The sequence below is a fragment of the Amycolatopsis sp. N2S4-7 genome (assembly GCF_058119595.1).
This window is the reverse complement of record NZ_CP172299.1, coordinates 6755110-6774041: the sequence shown is the minus strand read 5'-3', so window position 1 is coordinate 6774041 and position 18932 is coordinate 6755110. Positions and strand designations below refer to the sequence as shown.

General features: G+C 71.4%; 17 protein-coding genes, 1 tRNA gene and 1 pseudogene. 9 read left to right on the top strand and 10 right to left on the bottom strand.

The genetic code is table 11. The features are described 5' to 3' along the window. Positions 1-16: 16 nt before the first annotated feature. Positions 17-1024: an ATPase BagA gene (gene bagA, locus ACH54P_RS32100; RefSeq protein WP_489907057.1), complete on the top strand. Its 1008-nt coding sequence runs from the start codon at positions 17-19 to the stop codon at positions 1022-1024. Beyond that, positions 1021-2142 carry an ATPase BagB gene (gene bagB / locus ACH54P_RS32095; protein WP_489907056.1) on the top strand — a complete coding sequence of 374 codons (1122 nt, stop codon included), beginning with the start codon at positions 1021-1023 and terminating at the stop codon, positions 2140-2142. Before bagA ends, bagB begins: the two co-directional genes overlap by 4 nt. Before the next feature lie 45 nt (positions 2143-2187). Here bagB and ACH54P_RS32090 read toward each other — a convergent pair whose 3' ends face one another. Further along, positions 2188-2484 (bottom strand): WhiB family transcriptional regulator, encoded by a 297-nt coding sequence (locus ACH54P_RS32090; RefSeq protein ID WP_489907055.1) that lies wholly within the window; start codon positions 2482-2484, stop codon positions 2188-2190. A gap of 344 nt (positions 2485-2828) precedes the next feature. Here ACH54P_RS32090 and ACH54P_RS32085 point away from each other — a divergent pair, with 344 nt between their 5' ends. Next, positions 2829-5006, top strand: coding sequence for a transglycosylase domain-containing protein (locus ACH54P_RS32085; RefSeq protein ID WP_489907054.1), 2178 nt, complete (start codon positions 2829-2831; stop codon positions 5004-5006). 40 nt (positions 5007-5046) lie between these two features. On the opposite strand, the gene ACH54P_RS32080 is transcribed toward ACH54P_RS32085, so the two are convergent. After that, positions 5047-6801 carry a serine/threonine-protein kinase gene (locus tag ACH54P_RS32080; RefSeq protein WP_489907053.1) on the bottom strand — a complete coding sequence of 585 codons (1755 nt, stop codon included), beginning with the start codon at positions 6799-6801 and terminating at the stop codon, positions 5047-5049. A 121-nt stretch (positions 6802-6922) separates the two neighbouring features. Between ACH54P_RS32080 and ACH54P_RS32075 the strand changes: the two genes are divergently transcribed. Next, positions 6923-7903, top strand: coding sequence for a metallophosphoesterase (locus ACH54P_RS32075; protein ID WP_489907052.1), 981 nt, complete (start codon positions 6923-6925; stop codon positions 7901-7903). 29 nt (positions 7904-7932) lie between these two features. Beyond that, positions 7933-8006 (top strand) — tRNA-Pro (locus ACH54P_RS32070). A gap of 41 nt (positions 8007-8047) precedes the next feature. Here the strand turns inward: ACH54P_RS32070 and ACH54P_RS32065 are convergent. Beyond that, the gene (locus ACH54P_RS32065) at positions 8048-8818 is read right to left on the bottom strand and encodes a class I SAM-dependent methyltransferase (RefSeq protein ID WP_489907051.1); all 771 of its coding nucleotides are present in this window, start codon (positions 8816-8818) and stop codon (positions 8048-8050) included. Positions 8819-8857: 39 nt separating this feature from the next. On the opposite strand from ACH54P_RS32065, the gene ACH54P_RS32060 reads away from it, so the two are divergent. Beyond that, positions 8858-10708 (top strand): S9 family peptidase, encoded by a 1851-nt coding sequence (locus tag ACH54P_RS32060; RefSeq protein WP_489907050.1) that lies wholly within the window; start codon positions 8858-8860, stop codon positions 10706-10708. Between the two features lie 52 nt (positions 10709-10760). Here the strand turns inward: ACH54P_RS32060 and ACH54P_RS32055 are convergent, their stop codons facing one another. Together ACH54P_RS32055 and ACH54P_RS32050 are read right to left on the bottom strand one after the other, a co-directional pair. Further along, positions 10761-10946: a tautomerase family protein gene (locus tag ACH54P_RS32055; RefSeq protein WP_176174273.1), complete on the bottom strand. Its 186-nt coding sequence runs from the start codon at positions 10944-10946 to the stop codon at positions 10761-10763. A 478-nt stretch (positions 10947-11424) separates the two neighbouring features. Beyond that, positions 11425-12051, bottom strand: a complete 627-nt coding sequence (locus tag ACH54P_RS32050) for a TIGR03085 family metal-binding protein (RefSeq protein ID WP_489907049.1) — start codon at positions 12049-12051, stop codon at positions 11425-11427. 73 nt (positions 12052-12124) lie between these two features. Here ACH54P_RS32050 and ACH54P_RS32045 point away from each other — a divergent pair, with 73 nt between their 5' ends. Both ACH54P_RS32045 and ACH54P_RS32040 read left to right on the top strand, forming a co-directional pair. Next, complete coding sequence (locus tag ACH54P_RS32045; RefSeq protein WP_489907048.1) at positions 12125-13186, top strand: NADH:flavin oxidoreductase/NADH oxidase; 1062 nt, start codon at positions 12125-12127, stop codon at positions 13184-13186. Positions 13187-13388: 202 nt separating this feature from the next. Further along, a pseudogene (locus ACH54P_RS32040) lies at positions 13389-13820 on the top strand (transposase); the annotation flags it as partial. A gap of 9 nt (positions 13821-13829) precedes the next feature. Here the strand turns inward: ACH54P_RS32040 and gad are convergent. From gad to ACH54P_RS32020, 4 genes are all read right to left on the bottom strand, one after another. Beyond that, positions 13830-15218 (bottom strand): glutamate decarboxylase, encoded by a 1389-nt coding sequence (gene gad / locus ACH54P_RS32035; RefSeq protein ID WP_489907047.1) that lies wholly within the window; start codon positions 15216-15218, stop codon positions 13830-13832. A gap of 73 nt (positions 15219-15291) precedes the next feature. Continuing rightward, positions 15292-15768, bottom strand: a complete 477-nt coding sequence (locus ACH54P_RS32030) for a Dps family protein (RefSeq protein WP_489907046.1) — start codon at positions 15766-15768, stop codon at positions 15292-15294. Positions 15769-15814: 46 nt separating this feature from the next. Next, positions 15815-16237 carry an organic hydroperoxide resistance protein gene (locus tag ACH54P_RS32025; protein WP_285457651.1) on the bottom strand — a complete coding sequence of 141 codons (423 nt, stop codon included), beginning with the start codon at positions 16235-16237 and terminating at the stop codon, positions 15815-15817. A 134-nt stretch (positions 16238-16371) separates the two neighbouring features. Beyond that, entirely contained in the window at positions 16372-16944 is a 573-nt protein-coding gene (locus ACH54P_RS32020) for an NADPH-dependent FMN reductase (RefSeq protein WP_489907045.1), read from the bottom strand. Positions 16945-17071: 127 nt separating this feature from the next. Here ACH54P_RS32020 and ACH54P_RS32015 point away from each other — a divergent pair, with 127 nt between their 5' ends. Beyond that, on the top strand, positions 17072-18124 hold the full coding sequence (locus ACH54P_RS32015; protein ID WP_489907044.1) for an alpha/beta hydrolase: 1053 nt from the start codon (positions 17072-17074) through the stop codon (positions 18122-18124). 82 nt (positions 18125-18206) lie between these two features. On the opposite strand, the gene ACH54P_RS32010 is transcribed toward ACH54P_RS32015, so the two are convergent. Continuing rightward, positions 18207-18737, bottom strand: coding sequence for a hypothetical protein (locus ACH54P_RS32010; protein WP_489907043.1), 531 nt, complete (start codon positions 18735-18737; stop codon positions 18207-18209). Between the last annotated feature and the right edge of the window lie 195 nt (positions 18738-18932).

Sequence of the window (18932 nt, the reverse complement as noted above, 5' to 3'; positions counted from 1 at the left end):
GATTTAGGGTGAAGAAGTGACCACTTCCCATGCCGGCTGGACCGACGAGCTTGCCCGCGCCCGGCTGCACTTCGTCACCGGCAAGGGCGGAACCGGCAAGACGACGCTCGCCGCCGCGCTCGGGCTCGCGCTCGCCCGCGAAGGCCGTCGCGTGCTGCTCATCGAGGTCGAGGGCCGCCAGGGCATCGCCCAGCTCTTCGACACCGAGCCGCTGCCCTACGCCGAGCAGCGCATCGCGTCCGTCCCCGGCGGGGGCGAGCTGCGCGCGCTGCACATCGACGTCGAAGCCGCGCTGCTCGAGTACTTCGAGATGTTCTACAACCTCGGCTTCGCCGGCCGGACGCTGCGGCGGATGGGCGCGATCGAGTTCGCGACCACCCTCGCGCCGGGCCTGCGGGACGTCCTGCTCACCGGGAAGATCAAGGAGTGCGTCGGCCGCACCGAGTCCGACGGGCGCCACACCTACGACGCCGTCGTCGTCGACTCGCCGCCGACCGGCCGGGTCGTCAAGTTCCTCGACGTCACCAAGGCGCTGACCGACCTCGCGAAGACCGGCCCGATCCGCGGCCAGGCCGACGGGGTCGTGCGGCTGCTGCACTCCGGCGAGACCGTGATCCACCTGGCCACGCTGCTGGAGGAGATGCCGGTCCGCGAGACCGTCGAGGCCGTGGCCGAGCTGGACGGCGCGGACCTGCGCCCGGGCGCGGTGCTCGTCAACCGGGTCCGGCCGCCGCGGCTGCCGGCCCGCTCGGTGACCGCCGCCGCGGACGGGCGCGTCGACGCCTCCCGCGTCCGCACCGGGCTCGCGTCGGCCGGGCTGAAGCTGCCGGACGCCACCCTGGACGCGCTCGTCGACGAGACCGTCGAGCACGCCGTGCGGGTCGCCGCCGAGCAACGGGCGCGCGAGCAGCTCGCCGAGGCGGACCTGCCGACGCTCGAACTGCCGGACCTGACCGACGGCGTCGACGTCGCGGCCCTCTACGACCTGGCCGAGGCCCTGACCGACCAGGGGGTGCGGTTGTGACCACCATCGACATCGACGCGCTGCTCGACGACCCGGAAAGCCGCGTGATCGTCTGCTGCGGCTCCGGCGGCGTCGGCAAGACCACCACGGCCGCGGCGCTGGCCCTGCGCGCCGCCGAGCGCGGCCGCCAGACGGTCGTGCTCACCATCGACCCCGCGCGCCGCCTGGCGCAGGCGCTCGGCCTGCGCGAGCTCGGCAACCACCCGAAGCAGGTGCAGGTCGAAGGGTTCGAGCCGAAGGGCGAGCTGTGGGCGATGATGCTCGACATGCGCCGCACCTTCGACGACATGGTGCGCGTGCACGCCGGCCCGGAACGCGCCGAGCAGCTGCTGCAGAACCCCTTCTACCAGACCATTTCCACGTCGTTCTCCGGCACGCAGGAGTACATGGCGATGGAGAAGCTGGGTCAGCTCGCGGCCACCGGCGAGTGGGACCTGATCATCGTCGACACCCCGCCGAGCCGGTCCGCGCTGGACTTCCTGGACGCGCCGACCCGGCTCTCGAGCGCGCTGGACGGCCGGATGATCCGGCTGCTGACCGGCCCGGCGAAGGCCGGCGGCTGGGGCCTGCGCAAGGTCGTCAACGCCGGCTTCTCGATGTTCGCCAAGGCGGTGTCGACGATCATCGGCGGCCAGCTGCTGACCGACGCGTCGGCGTTCATGCAGGCCTTCGACAGCATGTTCGGCGGCTTCCGCGAGCGCGCGCGCAAGACGGCGGAGCTGCTGCGCTCGTCCGGGACGTCGTTCCTGGTCGTGGCCGCGCCGGAGCCGGACGCGCTGCGCGAGGCGTCCTACTTCGTCGAGCGGCTCTCGTCGGAGTCGATGCCGCTGGCCGGGCTGATCGCGAACCGCACGCACCCGGTGCTCGCCCCGCTGTCGGGTGCCGAGGCCTTGGCCGCGGCGGAGTCCCTGCAGAAGGGCGACACGAACGCACCGCTGGCCGAAGCCGTGCTGCGGCTGCACGCCGACCGCGTCAGCCTGGCCGCCCGCGAGGAACGGCTGCTGGCGCGGTTCACCCGGGCCCACCCCGAAGTGGCGCTGGCCCGGGTGCCCGCACTGGCCGGTGACGTCCACGACCTCGACGGCCTGCGCGACATCGGCGTGAAGCTCGCGGGCTGAGCGGCGCGGGCGGCGCGGCAGCAGGGCCGCACCGCCCGCACCCGCTCAGCCGACTTCGACCCGTTCCTCGGCGTCCCGCTTGGCCGCTTCGAGCAGGTCCGCCCAGCTCTCCACGTCGGGGCGACGGCGCAGCAGAGCCCGCCGTTCCCGTTCGGTCATGCCGCCCCAGACCCCGAAATTGATACGTCCGTCGAGTGCTTCGGCGAGGCATTCCGTGCGGACCGGGCAGCCCATGCAGACGGCTTTCGCCCGGTTCTGCTCCGCACCCCGGACGAACAGGCCGTCCGGATCGGCGTCCCGGCAGGACGCGTTGATTCGCCAGCTCGACTGGTTGGTTTCCATACCCCCAGCTCCCTACCCTGGTGATCGACGCACCAGCGGGGAAAGGCACTGCGCGCCCTGCCCCCGCGAGCGTGTCTCCCTCTGCTCACGTCGGTTACCCGGGCACCTCCCCGGTGCCGGTGCCGCCGTTCGGACCAAGCGAGCTCCCACCCGCGTTGATCCATCCGACGGCTTTTCTTCGTGAGACGTTGACGGACTGTAGGGGCCGTCGGTTCCCCCCGCCAAGACCTAGAATGCCTTCCGTTACCAGATGTCACTGAAGGGGGTCAGTTTTGTCACTGAATTCACACTTGTGGAGACACGGCGTCACCGGCGCCTGACTCACTCCGCGTAGGCTGGCCCTCGTGCGAAAAGCGGATGGTTTGTTCAAGCTCATCGGCCTCTGTCTGCTCGCGGGGGTGCTCGTCGCCGGCATGCTCTTCCCGGTCGTGGGGGCCGCCGGTGTCATGTCCAACCAGGCCAGCGAGACGGTGGAGAAGACGTCCTCCGACCTCGCGGACATCCCTCCGCCGCTGGTCACGACGGTCACCGACAGCACGGGGAAGCCGATCGCCACCCTGTACGACCAGTACCGGCTGCCGATCAACGAGAACCAGATCAACGAAGCCATGAAGTGGGCCCTGGTCTCGGTCGAGGACAAGCGGTTCTACGACCACCACGGCGTCGACTGGCAGGGCACGCTGCGCGCCGCGGTCAGCAACACGACCGGCGCCGACACCCAGGGCGCCTCCACGCTGACCCAGCAGTACGTCAAGAACTACCTGATCAACGTCGTCTACCGGACCGACCAGGTCGGCCAGAAGAAGGCCCAGGAGCAGTCGATCGCCCGCAAGCTCAAGGAAGCGCGGATCGCGATCCAGCTCGAGACGAAGCTGACCAAGCAGCAGATCCTCGCCGGCTACCTCAACATCGTCGAGTTCTCGCGGCAGATCTACGGGATCGGCGCCGCCGCGCACGCGTACTTCGACACCACGCCGGAGAAGCTCACCGTGCCGCAGGCCGCGCTCCTGGCCGGCCTGGTGAACAACCCGATCAACAACGACCCGTGGAAGCACGCGGACAAGGCCACCGCCCGCCGCAACCTGGTGCTCGACCGGATGGTGGAGAACAAGAAGCTCGCCAAGGCCGACGCCGACCGCTTCAAGGGTGAGCCGCTGGGCGTCGTGCCGGACTTCCCGGCGAAGCCGCCGGCCAACTGCATCGGCGCCGGCCCGGAGTCCGGGTTCTTCTGCCAGTACGTCGAGGACTACCTGCTCAAGGCGGGCGGGATGACGAAGGACCAGCTCTACACCGGCGGCTACACGATCAAGAGCACGCTGGACGAGCGCGCCAACCACGAGGCGAAGGTCTCGGCCGAGGCGCAGGTCAAGAAGACCCAGCCGTACATCGCCAACACGCTCTCCCTGGTGAGACCGGGCAAGGACCGGCACGAGGTGGTCGCGCTCGCGTCGAACCGCGACTACGGCCAGGACCAGGACGCCGGCCAGACGACGTACGCGCTCCCCACCGGCGTCTACAACACCGGCGGCGCCGGGTCGACGTACAAGATCTTCACGACCGCCGCGGCGCTCGACAAGGGGGTCACGGGGATCTTCTCGCCGGTCGACGTGCCGGACACCTACGTCTCGCACGTCTTCACCGGTGGTGGCAACAGCTGCCCGCAGACGGGGCCGCCGCTGCGCTCGCGCTGGTACTGCGTCGGCAACGCCGGCGACTACAGCCGGGTCGCCCAGGGCGCGACGGTCCAGACCGCGCTGGCGACGTCGCCGAACACCACGTTCGTCGAGCTCGAGGACCGGCTCGGCAGCACGGCCCCGGGCATCGACATGGCCCGGCGGCTCGGCATGCGCGACACGATGGCGAGCAACGCCGGCGGCGGGACCGTCGACCCGAAGGCCGACTCCGAGGCGAAGAACATCAGTCAGGCGGAGTTGTACGGCCCCCGCGGGAACAACCCCGGGTACGGCGCGTTCACCCTCGGCTTCAGCCCGCTCAGCGGCTTGGAGCTGGGCAACGTCGCGGCGACGATCCTGTCCGGCGGCGTCTGGTGCCCGCCGACGCCGATCGCCGGGGTGACCGACCGCAACGGGAAACCGGTGGCCGTCAAGGAAGCGCCGTGCGAACAGGCGGTGCCCGAGGGATTGGCGAACACCCTCGCCGTCGGCATGAGCAAGGACGACCAGCCGGGCGGCACCTCGGCCAAGGCCGCCGCCGACGTCGGCTGGGACCGCCCGATCATCGGCAAGACGGGGACGACGCAGGGCAACGTCTCGGCGACGTTCGTCGGCGGCACCCCGCAGCTGGCGGGCGCGGCGATGACGTTCAAGTTCGGTGGCGGCCAGGGCGGCATCTGCGACGCCGGGCCCGGCAACGTCCGGGTCTGCCCGACCGGGAACATCTTCGGTGGCAAGACCCCGGCCCGCACGTGGTTCGGCGCGATGAAGAACATCCTCGACGGCAGCCAGCCGAGAATGGACCTGCCGCAACCGGATCCGAAGTACATGGGCGGCCCCGGCCGGTAGCCGACGGCGAGCGGAGGGGCCCGCGGCCCCTCCGCTCGGTTCAGTTCTTCGGCATGTCCACCAGGATCCCCGTGTTCCACCACTCGTAGAGGTCTTCCAGCTCGGCGTTGTCGGTGACCTTGGTCGAGAGCAGCACCCCGGCGACGAGGTTCTGCTGCGTCCACACGAGCTGGGCCGGGTCGCCGAGGAAGCACGTCAGGAACTCGCCCGGCTTCGGCGAGGGCGCGCGGTAGTACGTGCCCCAGATCTTCGGGTACTTCTCCGGGCTGCACGCACCCTGCGCGTCGTTGCGGGTCAAGCCCTGCGTCTTGACGATGTCCTGGAAGAACGCGTCCATCGCCGCCGCGTCGGCGAACCGGAGGAACCGCGCCCCGGTCGGCTCCGGGAACACCACGTTGCCCGACTTGATGTCACCGACGTTCGAGCCCCGGCACTCCACCGCCGCGACCGCACCGGCCGTCGGGGCCGCGTCGACGCACGAGTACTGCTTGTAGATGGCGGGAAGCGCGTCGTACAGCTTCTGGTCGTGCGGCGGCTTGGCTTCCGATGTGGACGGTGGAGCCGAGCCCGGCGACGTCGACGGCGCGTCCGAGGTCTCCGTGACGGTCGCGGGCACGGACGGGCCGGCCGTCTGCGTCGCCTTGTCCTTGGTCACCAGGTACGTGATCAGCAACGCGGCCACCACGACGCCGGCGAGCGCACTGCACACCGCGATCCACCGGTTGCGCTGGGACTTCGGCGGCTGGCGGGAGGCCGGAAGGCTCGGCGGGCCGGTGAACCGCCCGGTCGGCGGACCGGGGTGGGGCGCCGCCGGGATCGGCGTCGCCCGCGGCGGGGTCATCGGCGCGGGCATCGTCGGCCTGGGCGAGGTCGTCGGCGCGGCCAGCGTCGGCCTGGGCGGGGTCGTCGGCGCGGACAGCGTGGGACGCGGCGGCGTAGCCGGGCCCGGTGCCGTGAGCTGCCACGTCGGGATCGGCGGCGCCGGTGCCGTCACGGCCGCCCGGACGGCTTCGGCGAACGCCCCCGCCGTCGGGTAGCGCTCGGCGGGGTTCTTCGCCATCCCGTGCGCCACCACGGCGTCCAGGGCCGGCGGCAGGCCCGGCCGCACCTGGGAGGGCGACGGCGGCGGGGCGGTCAGGTGCGCGCCCATCTGCGCGGCCGCGCCCTCGGCCGGGAACGGACGCCGGCCGGTGAGGCATTCGAAGAACACGCACGCGAGCGCGTAGACGTCGACGAGGCCGGTGATCGGGGCGTCACCGAAGCGTTCCGGCGCCATGTAGTCGAGCGTGCCGATCACGTTGCCGGTGCCGGTGATCGACGTCCCTTCGGCGGTCATCGACCGCGCGATGCCGAAGTCCACGAGGTAGACGAAGTCGGCGCTCGTGACGAGGACGTTGGACGGTTTGACGTCCCGGTGCACCAGGCCGTCCGCGTGGGCGGCGTCGAGCGCGCCCGCGACCTGCTCGACGATCCCGGCGGCCCGCGCGGGGTCCAGCGGCCCGTCTTCCAGGAGCTCCTTGAGGTCGCGGCCCTCGACGAGCCGCATGTCGAGGTACAGGCGGCCGTCGATCTCGCCGTACGCGTGGATCGGGATCACGTGCGGCTCCCGCAGCCGAGCCACGATCTGCGACTCGCGGCGGAACCGCGCGCGGAAGGCTTCGTCGCCGACGAACGGGTCGGACAACAGCTTCAGCGCGACGACGCGGTCGTGCGCCGTGTCGTAGGCGCGGTGGACCTCGCCCATGCCACCGCGGCCGAGCAGGCCTTCGATCCGGTACGGCCCGAACTGCTCCATCGTTCTCCCCAAGCCCCCCGGCTCGTAACCCGTGACAACCGGGCCGACGCAGATGCTAAGCGGCAGGTTCCCCGGAACGGCGGCGAAGTCACTCAACCGTTGAGCACGTATCCTGGACTTCGTGAGCACGCTCAGTAACACAAGCACGTCGGGGGCGACCGCCAAGCGCCTCGCCGCGGGGACGCTGGCGCTCGGCGCCGCGACCCTCGGTTACGCCGTCGGCATCGAACGGCGCCGCTGGACCCTCCGCACCGCCGAACTCCCGGTGCTGGCGCCCGGCTCGCGGCCGTTCACCATCCTGCACGTCTCGGACCTGCATATGCTGCCGAGCCACCGCAGCAAGCAGCGCTGGGTGGCCGCGCTCGACGAACTGAACCCCGACCTCGTCGTCAACACCGGCGACAACCTTTCGCACCAGCAAGCCGTCCCGTCCGTGCTGCGCGCGCTGGGCCCGCTGCTCGACCGGCCCGGGGTGTTCGTCTTCGGCAGCAACGACTACTACGCGCCCAAGCCCAAGAACCCCGCCCGGTACCTGATGCCGCAGGGCAAGAAGAAGCGCATCCACGGCGTCCAGCTGCCGTGGCGCGACCTGCGCGCGGCGTTCGTCGAGCACGGCTGGACCGACCTGACGCACGTCCGCCGCACCATCGACGTCGGCGGCCAGCGCGTGTTCGCGGCCGGCGTCGACGACCCCCACCTGCGCCGCGACCGCTACCCGGACATCGCGGGCCCGGCCGACAGCGGCGCGGCCGTCCGCATCGGCGTCACGCACTCGCCGGAACCGCGGGTCCTCGACACGTTCGCCACGGACGGTTACGACCTCGTCCTGGCGGGCCACACCCACGGCGGCCAGCTCCGGCTCCCGGGCTACGGCGCGATCGTCACCAACTGTGAGCTCGATCGCAGCCGGGCCCGCGGTGCGTCGAGGTGGGGGGCGCACATGTGGCTCCACGTCTCGGCCGGTCTCGGGACGTCGCCGTGGGCGCCGGCCCGGTTCGCCTGCCCGCCCGAAGCCAGCCTGTTGACCCTGGTCCCGCGCGGGTCGGGGTCGGCCGAGCCCCGTAAGGCGGCCCGCCGAAAAGCCCGCGACACGGTCCGCTAGACTTCTCCACGACCCGTTAAGCAGTACCTCGGGGTGTGGCGCAGCTTGGTAGCGTGCCTCGTTCGGGTCGAGGAGGTCGTGGGTTCGAATCCCGCCACCCCGACGAGTAAGAGCCGGTGTCTTCGGACACCGGCTCTTCTGGTTTCAGCGGGTCGCCGTCACTTCGACCCAGCACTGGCTGAAATCGCCGTCGCCGCTTCTGGCCCACGTCCACGCCGAACGGGCCGCACTCGCCAGCTGGTCGCGGTCGCGGCCGAAGTCCGGGTCCTCCAGGGCCTCGTCCAAGCGGGATTCCACGTACTTCGCCAGGTCGCGGTACGTCAGGTCCGAGCGGTAGCGGGCGCGCGAGACCACCTCTCGGAAGCCCGCCGACGCGCAGTGGTCCGCGATCGTGCGGCCCGCGAACGGGTCGCCGCCCGCGCGGCGGCGCAGCAGGTGGTGACCGCGCAGGGCCGCGTCGACGTTCGCCGTCTTCGGGCGCAGGCGGGCCTTGCTCCAGTCCGAAGTGGACAAAGCAAGCCGCCCGCCCGGCTTCACCACCCGGTACAGCTCGGCCAAGGCGTCCGAAGGCCGCGAGAGGTGCTCGAACAGCGCGTGCGAAAAGGCGACGTCGACGCTGCCGTCCGCGAACGGCAAGTCGTACGCCGACGCCACCACGAAGTCCACTATGGACCTTCCGGCGCGGCGGGCGGCGGCGCGCGCCATCGCCACCTGGCCCGCGTCGCGGTCCACGCCCGTCACCCGCGCGTCCGCGGCCAGCCCCAGGGTGATCGAGCCGGGGCCGCAGCCGAGGTCGACCACCCACATGCCCGGCGCGAACAGGGGCTGGGCGAACGTCGCGCGCTCCGCGGCCGTGCGCGCGGCCATCATCGAAACCGCGTCTCGCCCGTAGCCCGGCGCATAACCCTCCAGCACCCCGCACACAGTACGGCCAGAAGGTGGCAGGATCGAGGGGTGAGCACGCAGTCAGCCAACCAATATCCGCCCGCGGTGGTCCCGGACCGGCTGTTCGACGACGCCGAAGCCGAAGCCCGCTGGCGCGCCCGCTTCCACGCCCCACGGATTTCCGTGCCCGACTGGGCCCGTGACGCCCCCGACGCCAACATCTACGTCTCGAACGCCAGCGGCGTCTGGGAGGTCTACGCCTGGAACCGCGCGACCGGCGAGCACCGCCGCGTCACCGACCGGCCGAACGGCACCCTGCACGCCACGCCGTCGCCCGACGGCGAGTGGATCTGGTGGTTCGACGACACCGACGGCGACGAGTTCGGCTCCTGGGTCCGCGAGCCGTTCGCCGCGACCGAGGGCAGCAAGCCCGAGAAGGCCGTGCCGGACGTCCACGACGGCTACCCGGCCGGCCTCGAGATCGGCACCGGGATCGTCGCGGTCGGCGTCTCGACCGACGACGGCAGCGAGCTGTTCGCCCGCGCCAAGGGTGAGACGCACCGCTTCTACAGCCACCCGGACGACGCCGGCATCGCGTCCCTGTCCCGCGACGAGAGCCTGATCGCGATCTCGCACTCCGAACACGGCGACTCGCGGCACCCGGCGCTGCGGGTGCTCGCCACCGACGGCTTCGGGACCGTCGCGGAGAAGTGGGACGGCGAAGGCAAGGGCCTGACCGCCCTCGAGTTCTCGCCGCTGCCGGGCGACCAGCGGCTGCTCGTCCTGCACGAACGGCGGGGCCGCGAGGAGCTGCTCGTCTGGGACGTCCGGGCCGGCACCGAGACCGAGCTCGAACTGGACCTGCCCGGCGAGGTCGTCGCCGGCTGGTACCCGGACGCGCGCGCCCTGCTGGTCGTCCACTTCCACGAGGGCCGCAGTTCGTTGTACCGCTACGACCTCGACACCGCCGAGCTGTCCTCTGTGGATACTCCGGCCGGCCGGATCGGCGGGGCGGGCGTCCGCCCGGACGGCACGGTCGAGTACTCGTGGTCGAGCGCCGCCGAGCCGGCCGCGGTCCGGGCGCGGACCACCGACGGCACCGATTCGGTGCTGCTCGAGCCGCCGGGTGACCGGGCGCCGGGTTCGGAGCCGGTCACCGACGCGTTCGTCGACGGCGTCGGCGGGCGGATCCACGCGCTGGTGTCGCGGCCGTCCGGGGCGCCCGACGGCCCGCTGCCGACGGTGTTCTCCCTGCACGGCGGCCCGCACGCGGCGGACGAGGACCGCTTCTCCGCCTACCGCGCGACCTGGCTCGACGCCGGGTTCGCCGTGGTCGAGGTCAACTACCGCGGCTCGACCGGGTACGGCTCGGCCTGGCGCGACGCCATCGAAGGCCGGCCGGGGCTGACCGAGCTGGAGGACGTCGCCGCGGTCCACGACTGGGCCGTCCAAACCGGACTCAGCGACCCGGCGAAGTGCGTCGTCAACGGCGCTTCGTGGGGCGGGTACCTGTCCCTGCTGGCGCTCGGCACCCAGCCGGCGCGGTGGGCGGCGGGCGTCGCCGGGGTGCCGGTGGCGGACTACGTCGCCGCGTACGAGGACGAGATGGAGCAGCTGCGCTCGTTCGACCGCGCGCTCTTCGGCGGCTCGCCCGACGACGTGCCGGCGGTGTACCGGGAGTGCTCGCCGATCACGTACGTCGACGCCGTCACGGCGCCGGTGCTCGTGCTGGCCGGCGACAACGACCCGCGCTGCCCGATCCGCCAGATCGAGAACTACCTCGACCGCCTCGCCGGCCGCGACCTGCACCACGAGTTCTACCGCTACGACGCCGGCCACGGCTCGCTGGTGATCGCGGAGACGATCAAGCAGACGGCCATCGAGGTCCACTTCGCCCTGCGGGCCCTCGGCCTGCGCTGACCCGGCAAGTCCGTGAAGGCCTCTCCGCGTGCGGGGAGGCCTTCACGGCGTTTCAGCGTTCCGAGTGCAGCACCCCGCCGGTGGCCCAGTGGTCCGCGCCGATCTCGACGAGCGTCACCTGGACCCCTTCCGGCTTGCCGCCGCAGGTGCGGATGAACGCGTCGGTCAGCTCGCGGACCAGTGCGCTCTTCTGGGCGGGCGTGCGGCCGGGGAACATGGCAACGCTGATCATCGGCATGGCGGCTCCTGCTGCTAGGTGGGACGCCGCGAAGCTAGCACCGGGACCGCCGCCGCGTACTGCGGGACGAGCCGCGCGCCGAGGGTCGCCTTCAGCCCCGGCCATGCTCTTGCCGAGAACGACCGACGGCCGCCAGTGCCCACTGGACGACTTCGCCGTAGTAGTGGAAGTAAAGGCCGGGCCGCCCGCTGTCCTCGCGCGGGCACCGCGCCCCAGTGCCGGGCGATCGGCAGCTCCGGGTGGTCGAACACGCTCCCGACCGCCGGCAGCCGGCCCGTCGCGGGGTCGCGGTACTCCGTGATCCGGACGCCGGGCTTCGGCCGCGCGCTGTTCGTGTTCGCGGTTTCATTACATGTCCTATTTGGACACGAAACTGGTCATGCGGGTCCAGGCGTTCGCGCGCGCCGCGGCGGGCCGCCGAGCGTGCCGGCCGCGGTGGTCGTCGCGCTGCCGGTCGGGAAGTGGGTGAACCGGGCGCTCAGAGTCCCCGGTTCACCGACTGCAGTTTCGTGACGGCGGTCTCGTCGCCTTCGAACCCGAGGTCGACGGCGTCGCGACCGAACACGAACAGCAGCAGGTCCACCGGCTCGCCGACGATCGTGACCGGGTCGGGCCCGGTCTTGACCGCGGCCTCCCGGCCGTCCTTCGTGCGGAGGGTGACGCCGACGGGCGCCTTGCGCAGGTTGAGCTTGGCGGCCTGCTTCACCGAGCGCCAGGCGGCGGCGTCCCGGGTGGCGTCGGCGGGCCGGGGCTGCCAGCCGGGTTGCGCGCGCCGGACGTCTTCGTGGTGAACGAGGAACTCGGCGGTGTTGGTGAGCTCGTCGAGCGGGCCGATGGCGGTGGGCCAGAGCTTCGACGGGCCGGTCCGGACCTGCTCGACGAGGCTCGCCCACGGCTTGGCGGCGTAGCGGTCCTGGACCTTCCGCGTGTACCCGGCGAGCGCGGGCACGACGATGCCGGGCGCGGCGTCCAGGCGGTGTTCACGCACGACGAGGTGCGCGGCGAGGTCCCGCGTGGTCCAGCCCTCGCACAAGGTCGGCGCGTCCGGCCCGAGGTCGTCGAGGAGCGAGCACAGCGCCTGGCGTTCGTCAGCAGCGACACCCATGTGGTCGACGTTACCCGCCGGTAGAGGCCGAGGCGACGGGAAGAGACGGCGGGCACGTCTCGTTGATCGAAGAGTGAGCCGACTCTTCAGCCCGATCTCCGTCCGCGGCCTGACCCTGCCGAACCGCGCGTGGGTGTCGCCGATGTGCCAGTACTCGGCGACCGGCGGCCTGCCCGGCGACTGGCACCTCGTCCACCTCGGCCAGTTCGCCGCCGGCGGCGCCGGGCTCGTCATGACCGAGGCCACGGCCGTCACCCCTGAAGGGCGGATCAGTCCGCAGGACACCGGCATCTGGAGCGATGAGCACGCGGACGCCTGGCGCCGGATCGTCGACTTCGTGCACGGCCAGGACACCGCCATCGGCATGCAGCTCGCCCACGCCGGCCGCAAGGGCTCTACGCGCCGGCCGTGGGAAGGGCCGGGCAGCGTGCCGCCCGAAGACGGTGGCTGGCAGAGCGTCGGCCCGTCCGCGACGGCGTTCGGCCAGTACGCCACCCCGCGCGAGCTGAGCACCGACGAGGTCAGCTCACTCCCCGGGGCATTCGCCGAGGCGGCCCAGCGAGCCGAGAACGCCGGGTTCGACGTGCTCGAGCTGCACTTCGCGCACGGCTACCTCGTGCACCAGTTCCTGTCGCCGCTGTCCAACTCCCGCACCGACCGCTACGGCGGCGACTTCGAGGGCCGCACCCGGCTGGCGCTGGAGATCACCGACGCGGTGCGGACGCGGACCGGCCTCCCGCTGTTCGCCCGGCTCTCGGCGACGGACTGGACCGATGGCGGGTGGACCGTCGACGAGTCCGTCCGGCTCGCGAAGCTGCTGGCCGAGCGCGGTATCGACCTCATCGACACCTCGTCCGGCGGCAACACCCCGCACCCGGACATCCCCGTCGGCCCCGGCTACCAGGTCCCGTTCGCCGAGCGCATCCGCTCCGAAGCCGGCCTCCCGACCGGCGCGGTCGGCATGATCACCGACCCGCACCAGGCGGAGGAGATCATCGAAAGCGACCAGGCCGACGCGGTCTTCCTCGCCCGCGCCCTGCTGCGCGACCCGCACTGGCCGCTCCGCGCGGCGAACACCCTCGGCGCCGACGTGCGCTGGCCCGACCAGTACGCCCGCGCCAAGTCCTGGCACTAGGCCGTGTCCTCAAAGCTGGTGGGTGACTGCTTGATCTTGGGTTGTGGTGCTTAGGCATGAGCTGACTGATGAGCAGTAGCAGGTCATCCAGCCGTTGCTGCCTGCTTCGGGGGCGAAGGGACGCCCGCGGGTGGATGACCGGCGGGTGATCAGCGGGATGGGGAAGCACACGCGCGCGGCGGGCCACAGCGAGCCAGACGATCACGCCATCGGCCGGCGCCGGGGTGGACCCACCACCAAGATCCCTCTCGCCTGCGACGGTCACGGACGGCCGTTGTCGGTCGTGCTGACTGGCGGCAACGTCAACGACTGCACCGCTTTTGTCCAGGTCATGGCGGGCATCGAGTTCCGCCGGCCAGGTCCCGGCCGTCCGCCGACCCGGCCGAGCCGGGTGCTGGCGGACAAGGGCTACTCCAGCCGCGCCATCCGCTCCTCCCTGCACCGACGGCACATCCCGGCGACGATTCCCGAACGCCGGGATCAGCAGGCCAACCGGTTGCGCCGGGGCCGGGCCGGTGGACGCCCACCGGCCCTCGTCCGTGTCGCCTACCAGCGCCGCAACATCGTCGAACGCTGCCGGCTCATCTCCTACCGGGGCCTGATCGACCTGGCCACGCTGCTCATCCGGCTTTGAGGACAGGCCCTAGTGGTGGAACGCCGTCGCCTTCGACGGGTCCTTCGGGCGGCCGCCCAGCTCCTCCAGCTCCGGCAGCACCCTCGCCAGGTCGGCCAGCAGCAGGTCCGCCAGGTCGTGCGTGAAGCCGTTGCGGACCACGATGCGCAGCACCGCCAGGTCCGTCCGGTTCTCCGGGAACGTGTACGCCGGCACCAGCCAGCCCCGCTCGCGCAGCCGGCGGGACACGTCGAAGACGTCGAAGCCCGCGTCCGGGCGGGTCGTGAACGCGAACACCGGCAGCTGGTCCCCGCGGGTCAACAACGAGAAGGGCCCGAGCGCCTCGATCCCGGACGAAAGGTGCACGGCGACGTCACGCGAGGCCTGCTGCACCGCCCGGAATCCCTCCCGGCCGAGGCGGACGAACGTGTAGTACTGGGCCGCGACCTCCGCTCCCGGGCGCGAGAAGTTCAACGCGAACGTCGGCATGTCGCCGCCGAGGTAGTTCACATTGAAGACCAGCTCCGACGGCAACGCGGCCTTGTCGCGCCAGATCACCCAGCCGACGCCCGGGTACACCAGCCCGTACTTGTGGCCCGACGTGTTGATCGACGCCACGCGCGGCAGCCGGAAGTCCCACACCAGGTCCGGGTCGAGGAACGGCGCGATCATCGCGCCCGAAGCGCCGTCGACGTGCACCGGGATGTTCCAGCCGGTCCGCGACTCCACGGCGTCCAGCGCCGCCGCGATCTCCGCGACCGGCTCGTAGCTGCCGTCGAACGTCGAGCCCAGGATCGCGACCACGCCGATCGTGTTCTCGTCGCAGCGCTCGACGGCTTCGGCGGCGGTGAGGTGGAACCGGTCGCCGTCCATCGGGACCAGCCGCGGCTCGACCTCCCAGTACTCGCAGAACTTCTCCCAGCACACCTGGACGTTCGCGCCCATGACCAGGTTCGGCCGGCCACTTCGGCCGAGCCGGGCCCAGCGCCGCTTCAACGCCATTCCGGCGAGCATGCACGCTTCGGACGAACCGGTCGTCGAGCAGCCCATGATGTCGGCCGGGTCGCGGGCGTGCCAGAGGTCGGCGAGGATGTTCACGCAGCGTCGCTCCAGCTCGGCGGTCTGCGGGTACTCGTCCTTGTCGATCATGTTCTTGTCGACGCACTCCGCCATCAGCTCCCGCGCCTGCGGCTCCATCCACGTCGTGACGAAGGTGGCGAGGTTGAGCCGCGCGTTGCCGTCGAGCATCAGCTCGTCGCGCACCAGCTGCAGCGCGGTGTCCGGTGGCAGCGAGTCGTCCCGCAGCTTGTCGTGCGGCATGACGAAGTCCGCCGCGAGCGCCGGGTTCGCCCCCGCGTAGAGCGGGTTGGTCCCGGCCGCGCGGTCCGGGCGGTCGGTTTTCCCCTGATGCAGCACCATGCCACCGAAGGTACTGACCCCCACCGACGAAAAAGGGCCGCTCCGTCCGGAACGGCCCTTTCGTGGGGAAAAATCAGGCCTGCTGGGCCTGCCACATCCAGTGCGCCTCTTCGAGCGCGCGGGTGATCTCGATCAGCAGGTCCTGCGTCACGAGGTCGCTCTTGTCGGTCTCGTCGATGCGCTGGCGCAGCCGCTCGATGAGCGCGGCGAGGATGTCGACGATCGCGGCGACCGTGGACTCCACGGACTGCCAGTTGTCGGGGAACTCGGGCACGCCCGAGCTCTCGACGACGGTCTTCGCCTTGCCGTTCGGCGAGATGCCGATGGCGTTGGCGCGTTCGGCGACCTCGTCGACGTACTGGCGCGCGGTGGTGACCAGCTCGTCGAGCTGCAGGTGCGCGCTGCGGAAGTTCGAGCCGACGACGTTCCAGTGCGCCTGCTTCGCGATGAGGGACAGGTCGACCAGGTCGACCAGCGTCGCCTGCAGGGCGTTACCGGTGATCTCCTTGTCGGCCTCGGAAAGCGGGCTCTTGATCGGAGACTTGCTCATCTCTGGTGATCCTTTCCTCGTACTGGTTCGGACCTGGAGCCGGGGGTCAGACGGTGGCGGAGAGCGCGACCTCGATGTTGCCGCGGGTCGCGTTGGAGTAGGGGCACACCTGGTGGGCCTGCTCGACCAGCTGGTCGGCCTGGGCCTGCTCGAGGCCCGGCAGGGAGACGTTCAGCGCGACGCCGAGGCCGAACCCGACCTCCTGCTTGAGCACGCTGACCTCCGCGGTCACCGTCGAGCCGTTCAGCGGGACCTTGGCCTGGCGGGCGACCAGCTGCAACGCGCTGTGGAAGCAAGCCGAGTAGCCGGCGGCGAAGAGCTGCTCCGGGTTGGTCTTGTCCCCGCCGGGGCCGCCCATCTCCTTCGGGATGGCCAGCGACTCGTCGATGACCCCGTCCGACGAAGTCACTTCGCCGTTCCGGCCGTCCCCGCGCGCCGTCGCCACCGCGGTGTAGATCGCCTGCCCCATGTTCAGCCTGCCTTCTGTCCCGGACGCTCCACAGCGAGCGTCTCACCGGACACAACATCCCGCACCCGCGGAACGGTGCCACCACATGGCAGGCATCACGTGGATCGATTACCCGGGGCCCTCCGGGCGAAACGTCATGCGGTGCGCGTCACCGCGAATTCGGCGACCTGCCGCCCGATCAGGCGAAGGGTCCGGTAGCTCTTCTCGTCCGACGCGCCGCCGCCTTCGTCGAACTTGGTCTCGGCGGAGTTGATCGAACCACCCAGCGGGGTGGCCCAGCCGCGCAGCGCGTGCGTGATCGTGCGCAGCTGCTCGAGCGTGGTCACCGCGGCCTGCCAGCCGTAGGCGACGGCGGCGAGGCCGACCGCGCGGCCGTCGAGGTAGGGACGGCGGTCGTCGCGCAGGTCCTCGACGTAGTCCAGGGCGTTCTTGACCAGGCCGGACAGCGCGCCGTGGTAGCCCGGCGAGACGACGATGAGCCCGTCCGCGTGCCGGATGGCCTCGACGAGCCGCGTCGCGCGTTCGTCGCGCTCCAGCTCGCCGGCGTCGTAGAAGGGCAGGACCAGCTCGGGGCCGGTGAGCATGCGGGTGTGGACGCCCAGTTCGGCCGCGCCGGTGAGCGCGATCTGCAGCGCGCGTTCGGACTGGGAGCCCTCGCGCAGAGAGCCGCCGATCCCGAGCACGTTGACCGTCCTGGCTGAAGTCACGCTTTCCAGGCTAACCCCTCCACTTAACTGGAGGACCAGAGTTTGGGACCGAGGTCCCGGTCACACCTGGACCTGTTACCTACTGGCAAGTAACCTCGTCGGCGGCACCGATGTTCAGGAGGCAAAGATGGCGATCCCGCTCCCGGTCCGCGGCCAGGCCGCCGCGTCCCAGCTCGCGTACTGGCTGCCCACGCCGGTGCGGCGCGCGGTCGCGGGGCGCCCGGTGCGCATCGACGGCCAGACCCTCGCGCTCGACGCGCAGCTGCTGCTCCGGCTGCAGAAAATCGCCCGTGCGGAGCTGGTGCGCGGCTCGGTCGAGCAGTCGCGCGCCCTGCTCGACCAGGGCAGGCACCTCGTCAGCGGCAAACCGATCGAGCCCGTGTCGGTGCGCGAGATCGCCGTCCCGACGCCGGACGGCGATCTGCCCTCGACGCTCTACACGCCCGTCGGGCTGCCGGAGAAGTCCCCGTTGCTGGTGTTCTTCCACGGCGGCGGCTGGGTGATCGGCACCCGGTCGAGCCACGACAACGCCGCCCGCTTCCTGGCCAAGCACGCCGGCGTGCGGGTGCTGTCGATCGAGTACCGGCTGGCCCCGGAGTTCCCGTTCCCGGCGGCCACGGAAGACGCGCTCGCGGCGTTCGAGTACGCCGTGGCGAAGGCGAGCGACCTCGGCGCCGACCCGGCGCGGATCGCCGTCGGCGGTGACAGCGCGGGCGGCAACCTCGCCGCCGTGACCGCCCAGCAGGCGCTGCGGCGCGGCGGCCCGGTGCCGGCGTTCCAGCTGCTGATCTACCCGGCGACGGACTTCTCGCGGCGCTACCGGTCGCAGGACCTGTTCGCCGAAGACCTGTTCCTCACCGACGTGCACATGAAGTGGTTCGAGGGCCACTACGTGCCGGAGGGCACCGACCTGACCGATCCGCGCCTCTCGCCCCTGCACGCGGACGACCTGAGCGGCCTGCCGCCGGCCCTGGTCGTCACGGCCGGGTTCGACCCGCTGCGCGACGAAGGCGAGGCGTACGCGGAGAAGCTCGCCGAAGCCGGTGTCGACGTCGCGTTGAGGCGCCACGACGACCTGATCCACGGGTTCATCAACTTCACCGGCGTCGGCACCCGGTTCCGCGAGGCGCTGGCCGAGATGGCGGGCGCGCTGCGGCAGGGTCTGTCCAAACGGGACTGACGGGTCCGGGGGCCGGCCCGGAGCCCGGCGCGGAGAAATGTCCGCGACCGGGCTCCGGGCCCCCCTGTTTTTCAGTGGTCGGTCACGACCCCGGCACCGGCGGGACGGGCAGCGGCAGGGGCGGCACCGGGAGACCGCCGAGCAACCCGCCCAGGATCCCGGTGACGGCCGCGAGCAGCGCCTTCACCAGGTCGCTGACGATCTTCAGCGGGCCGGGCAGGTCCGGCAGCGACGGGACCGGGATCGGCAGCGGTGGCAGCTGGCGCGCCTTGGCCGTCGGGTCGTTCAGCAGCCGGGTGGTCTCGTCGGCGCGGCCCTTGGCGAGGCCGGCGAGCTGTTCGGTGTCGGTCTGGATCGTGTAGCGCTTGCCGGCCGCGATGTCCGCGAGCACCGGGCTCAGCCGGCCCAGGTCGGACCGGGTGGCACCGACGTTGCCGGCGTAGGCCTCCTTGGTCAGGTCGTCCCGCATCTGGAGCACCTGGGTGGCGAGGGCCTGGGTACTGGAGGACCCCTTGCCCCCGTCCGGGCTCGCCGAGGCGATCCCCGCCATTCCCACCGCCAGCAGACTTCCGGCGATTACCAGGGCGACGGATCGCCCGAATTCGACTTTCATTGCTTACCTCCTGGCACACGAGACCTGACGGGGTAAATCGATACTCCTCGTGTCGAAGATCAGCCACCCGATCACCGGTTAGGGAGGTTTAACACCCTTACGTGCCGGATTCGAATGAACAGAACTGACCCGCAATTGATGAACGCCGGAACCTTGGCCATCCCCCCGAAGATCATCATGACCGATTCCGAGCAT

Coding starts and splice junctions, on each gene's coding strand:
- ACH54P_RS32025 (WP_285457651.1), bottom strand. CDS start 16,237: ATGGGGCAGGCGATCTACACCGCGGTGGCGACGGCGCGCGGGGACGGC.
- ACH54P_RS32030 (WP_489907046.1), bottom strand. CDS start 15,768: ATGAGCAAGTCTCCGATCAAGAGCCCGCTTTCCGAGGCCGACAAGGAG.
- ACH54P_RS32010 (WP_489907043.1), bottom strand. CDS start 18,737: ATGAAAGTCGAATTCGGGCGATCCGTCGCCCTGGTAATCGCCGGAAGT.
- ACH54P_RS32080 (WP_489907053.1), bottom strand. CDS start 6,801: ATGGAGCAGTTCGGGCCGTACCGGATCGAAGGCCTGCTCGGCCGCGGT.
- ACH54P_RS32050 (WP_489907049.1), bottom strand. CDS start 12,051: ATGGGTGTCGCTGCTGACGAACGCCAGGCGCTGTGCTCGCTCCTCGAC.
- gad (WP_489907047.1), bottom strand. CDS start 15,218: ATGGTGCTGCATCAGGGGAAAACCGACCGCCCGGACCGCGCGGCCGGG.
- ACH54P_RS32015 (WP_489907044.1), top strand. CDS start 17,072: ATGGCGATCCCGCTCCCGGTCCGCGGCCAGGCCGCCGCGTCCCAGCTC.
- ACH54P_RS32090 (WP_489907055.1), bottom strand. CDS start 2,484: ATGGAAACCAACCAGTCGAGCTGGCGAATCAACGCGTCCTGCCGGGAC.
- ACH54P_RS32055 (WP_176174273.1), bottom strand. CDS start 10,946: ATGCCGATGATCAGCGTTGCCATGTTCCCCGGCCGCACGCCCGCCCAG.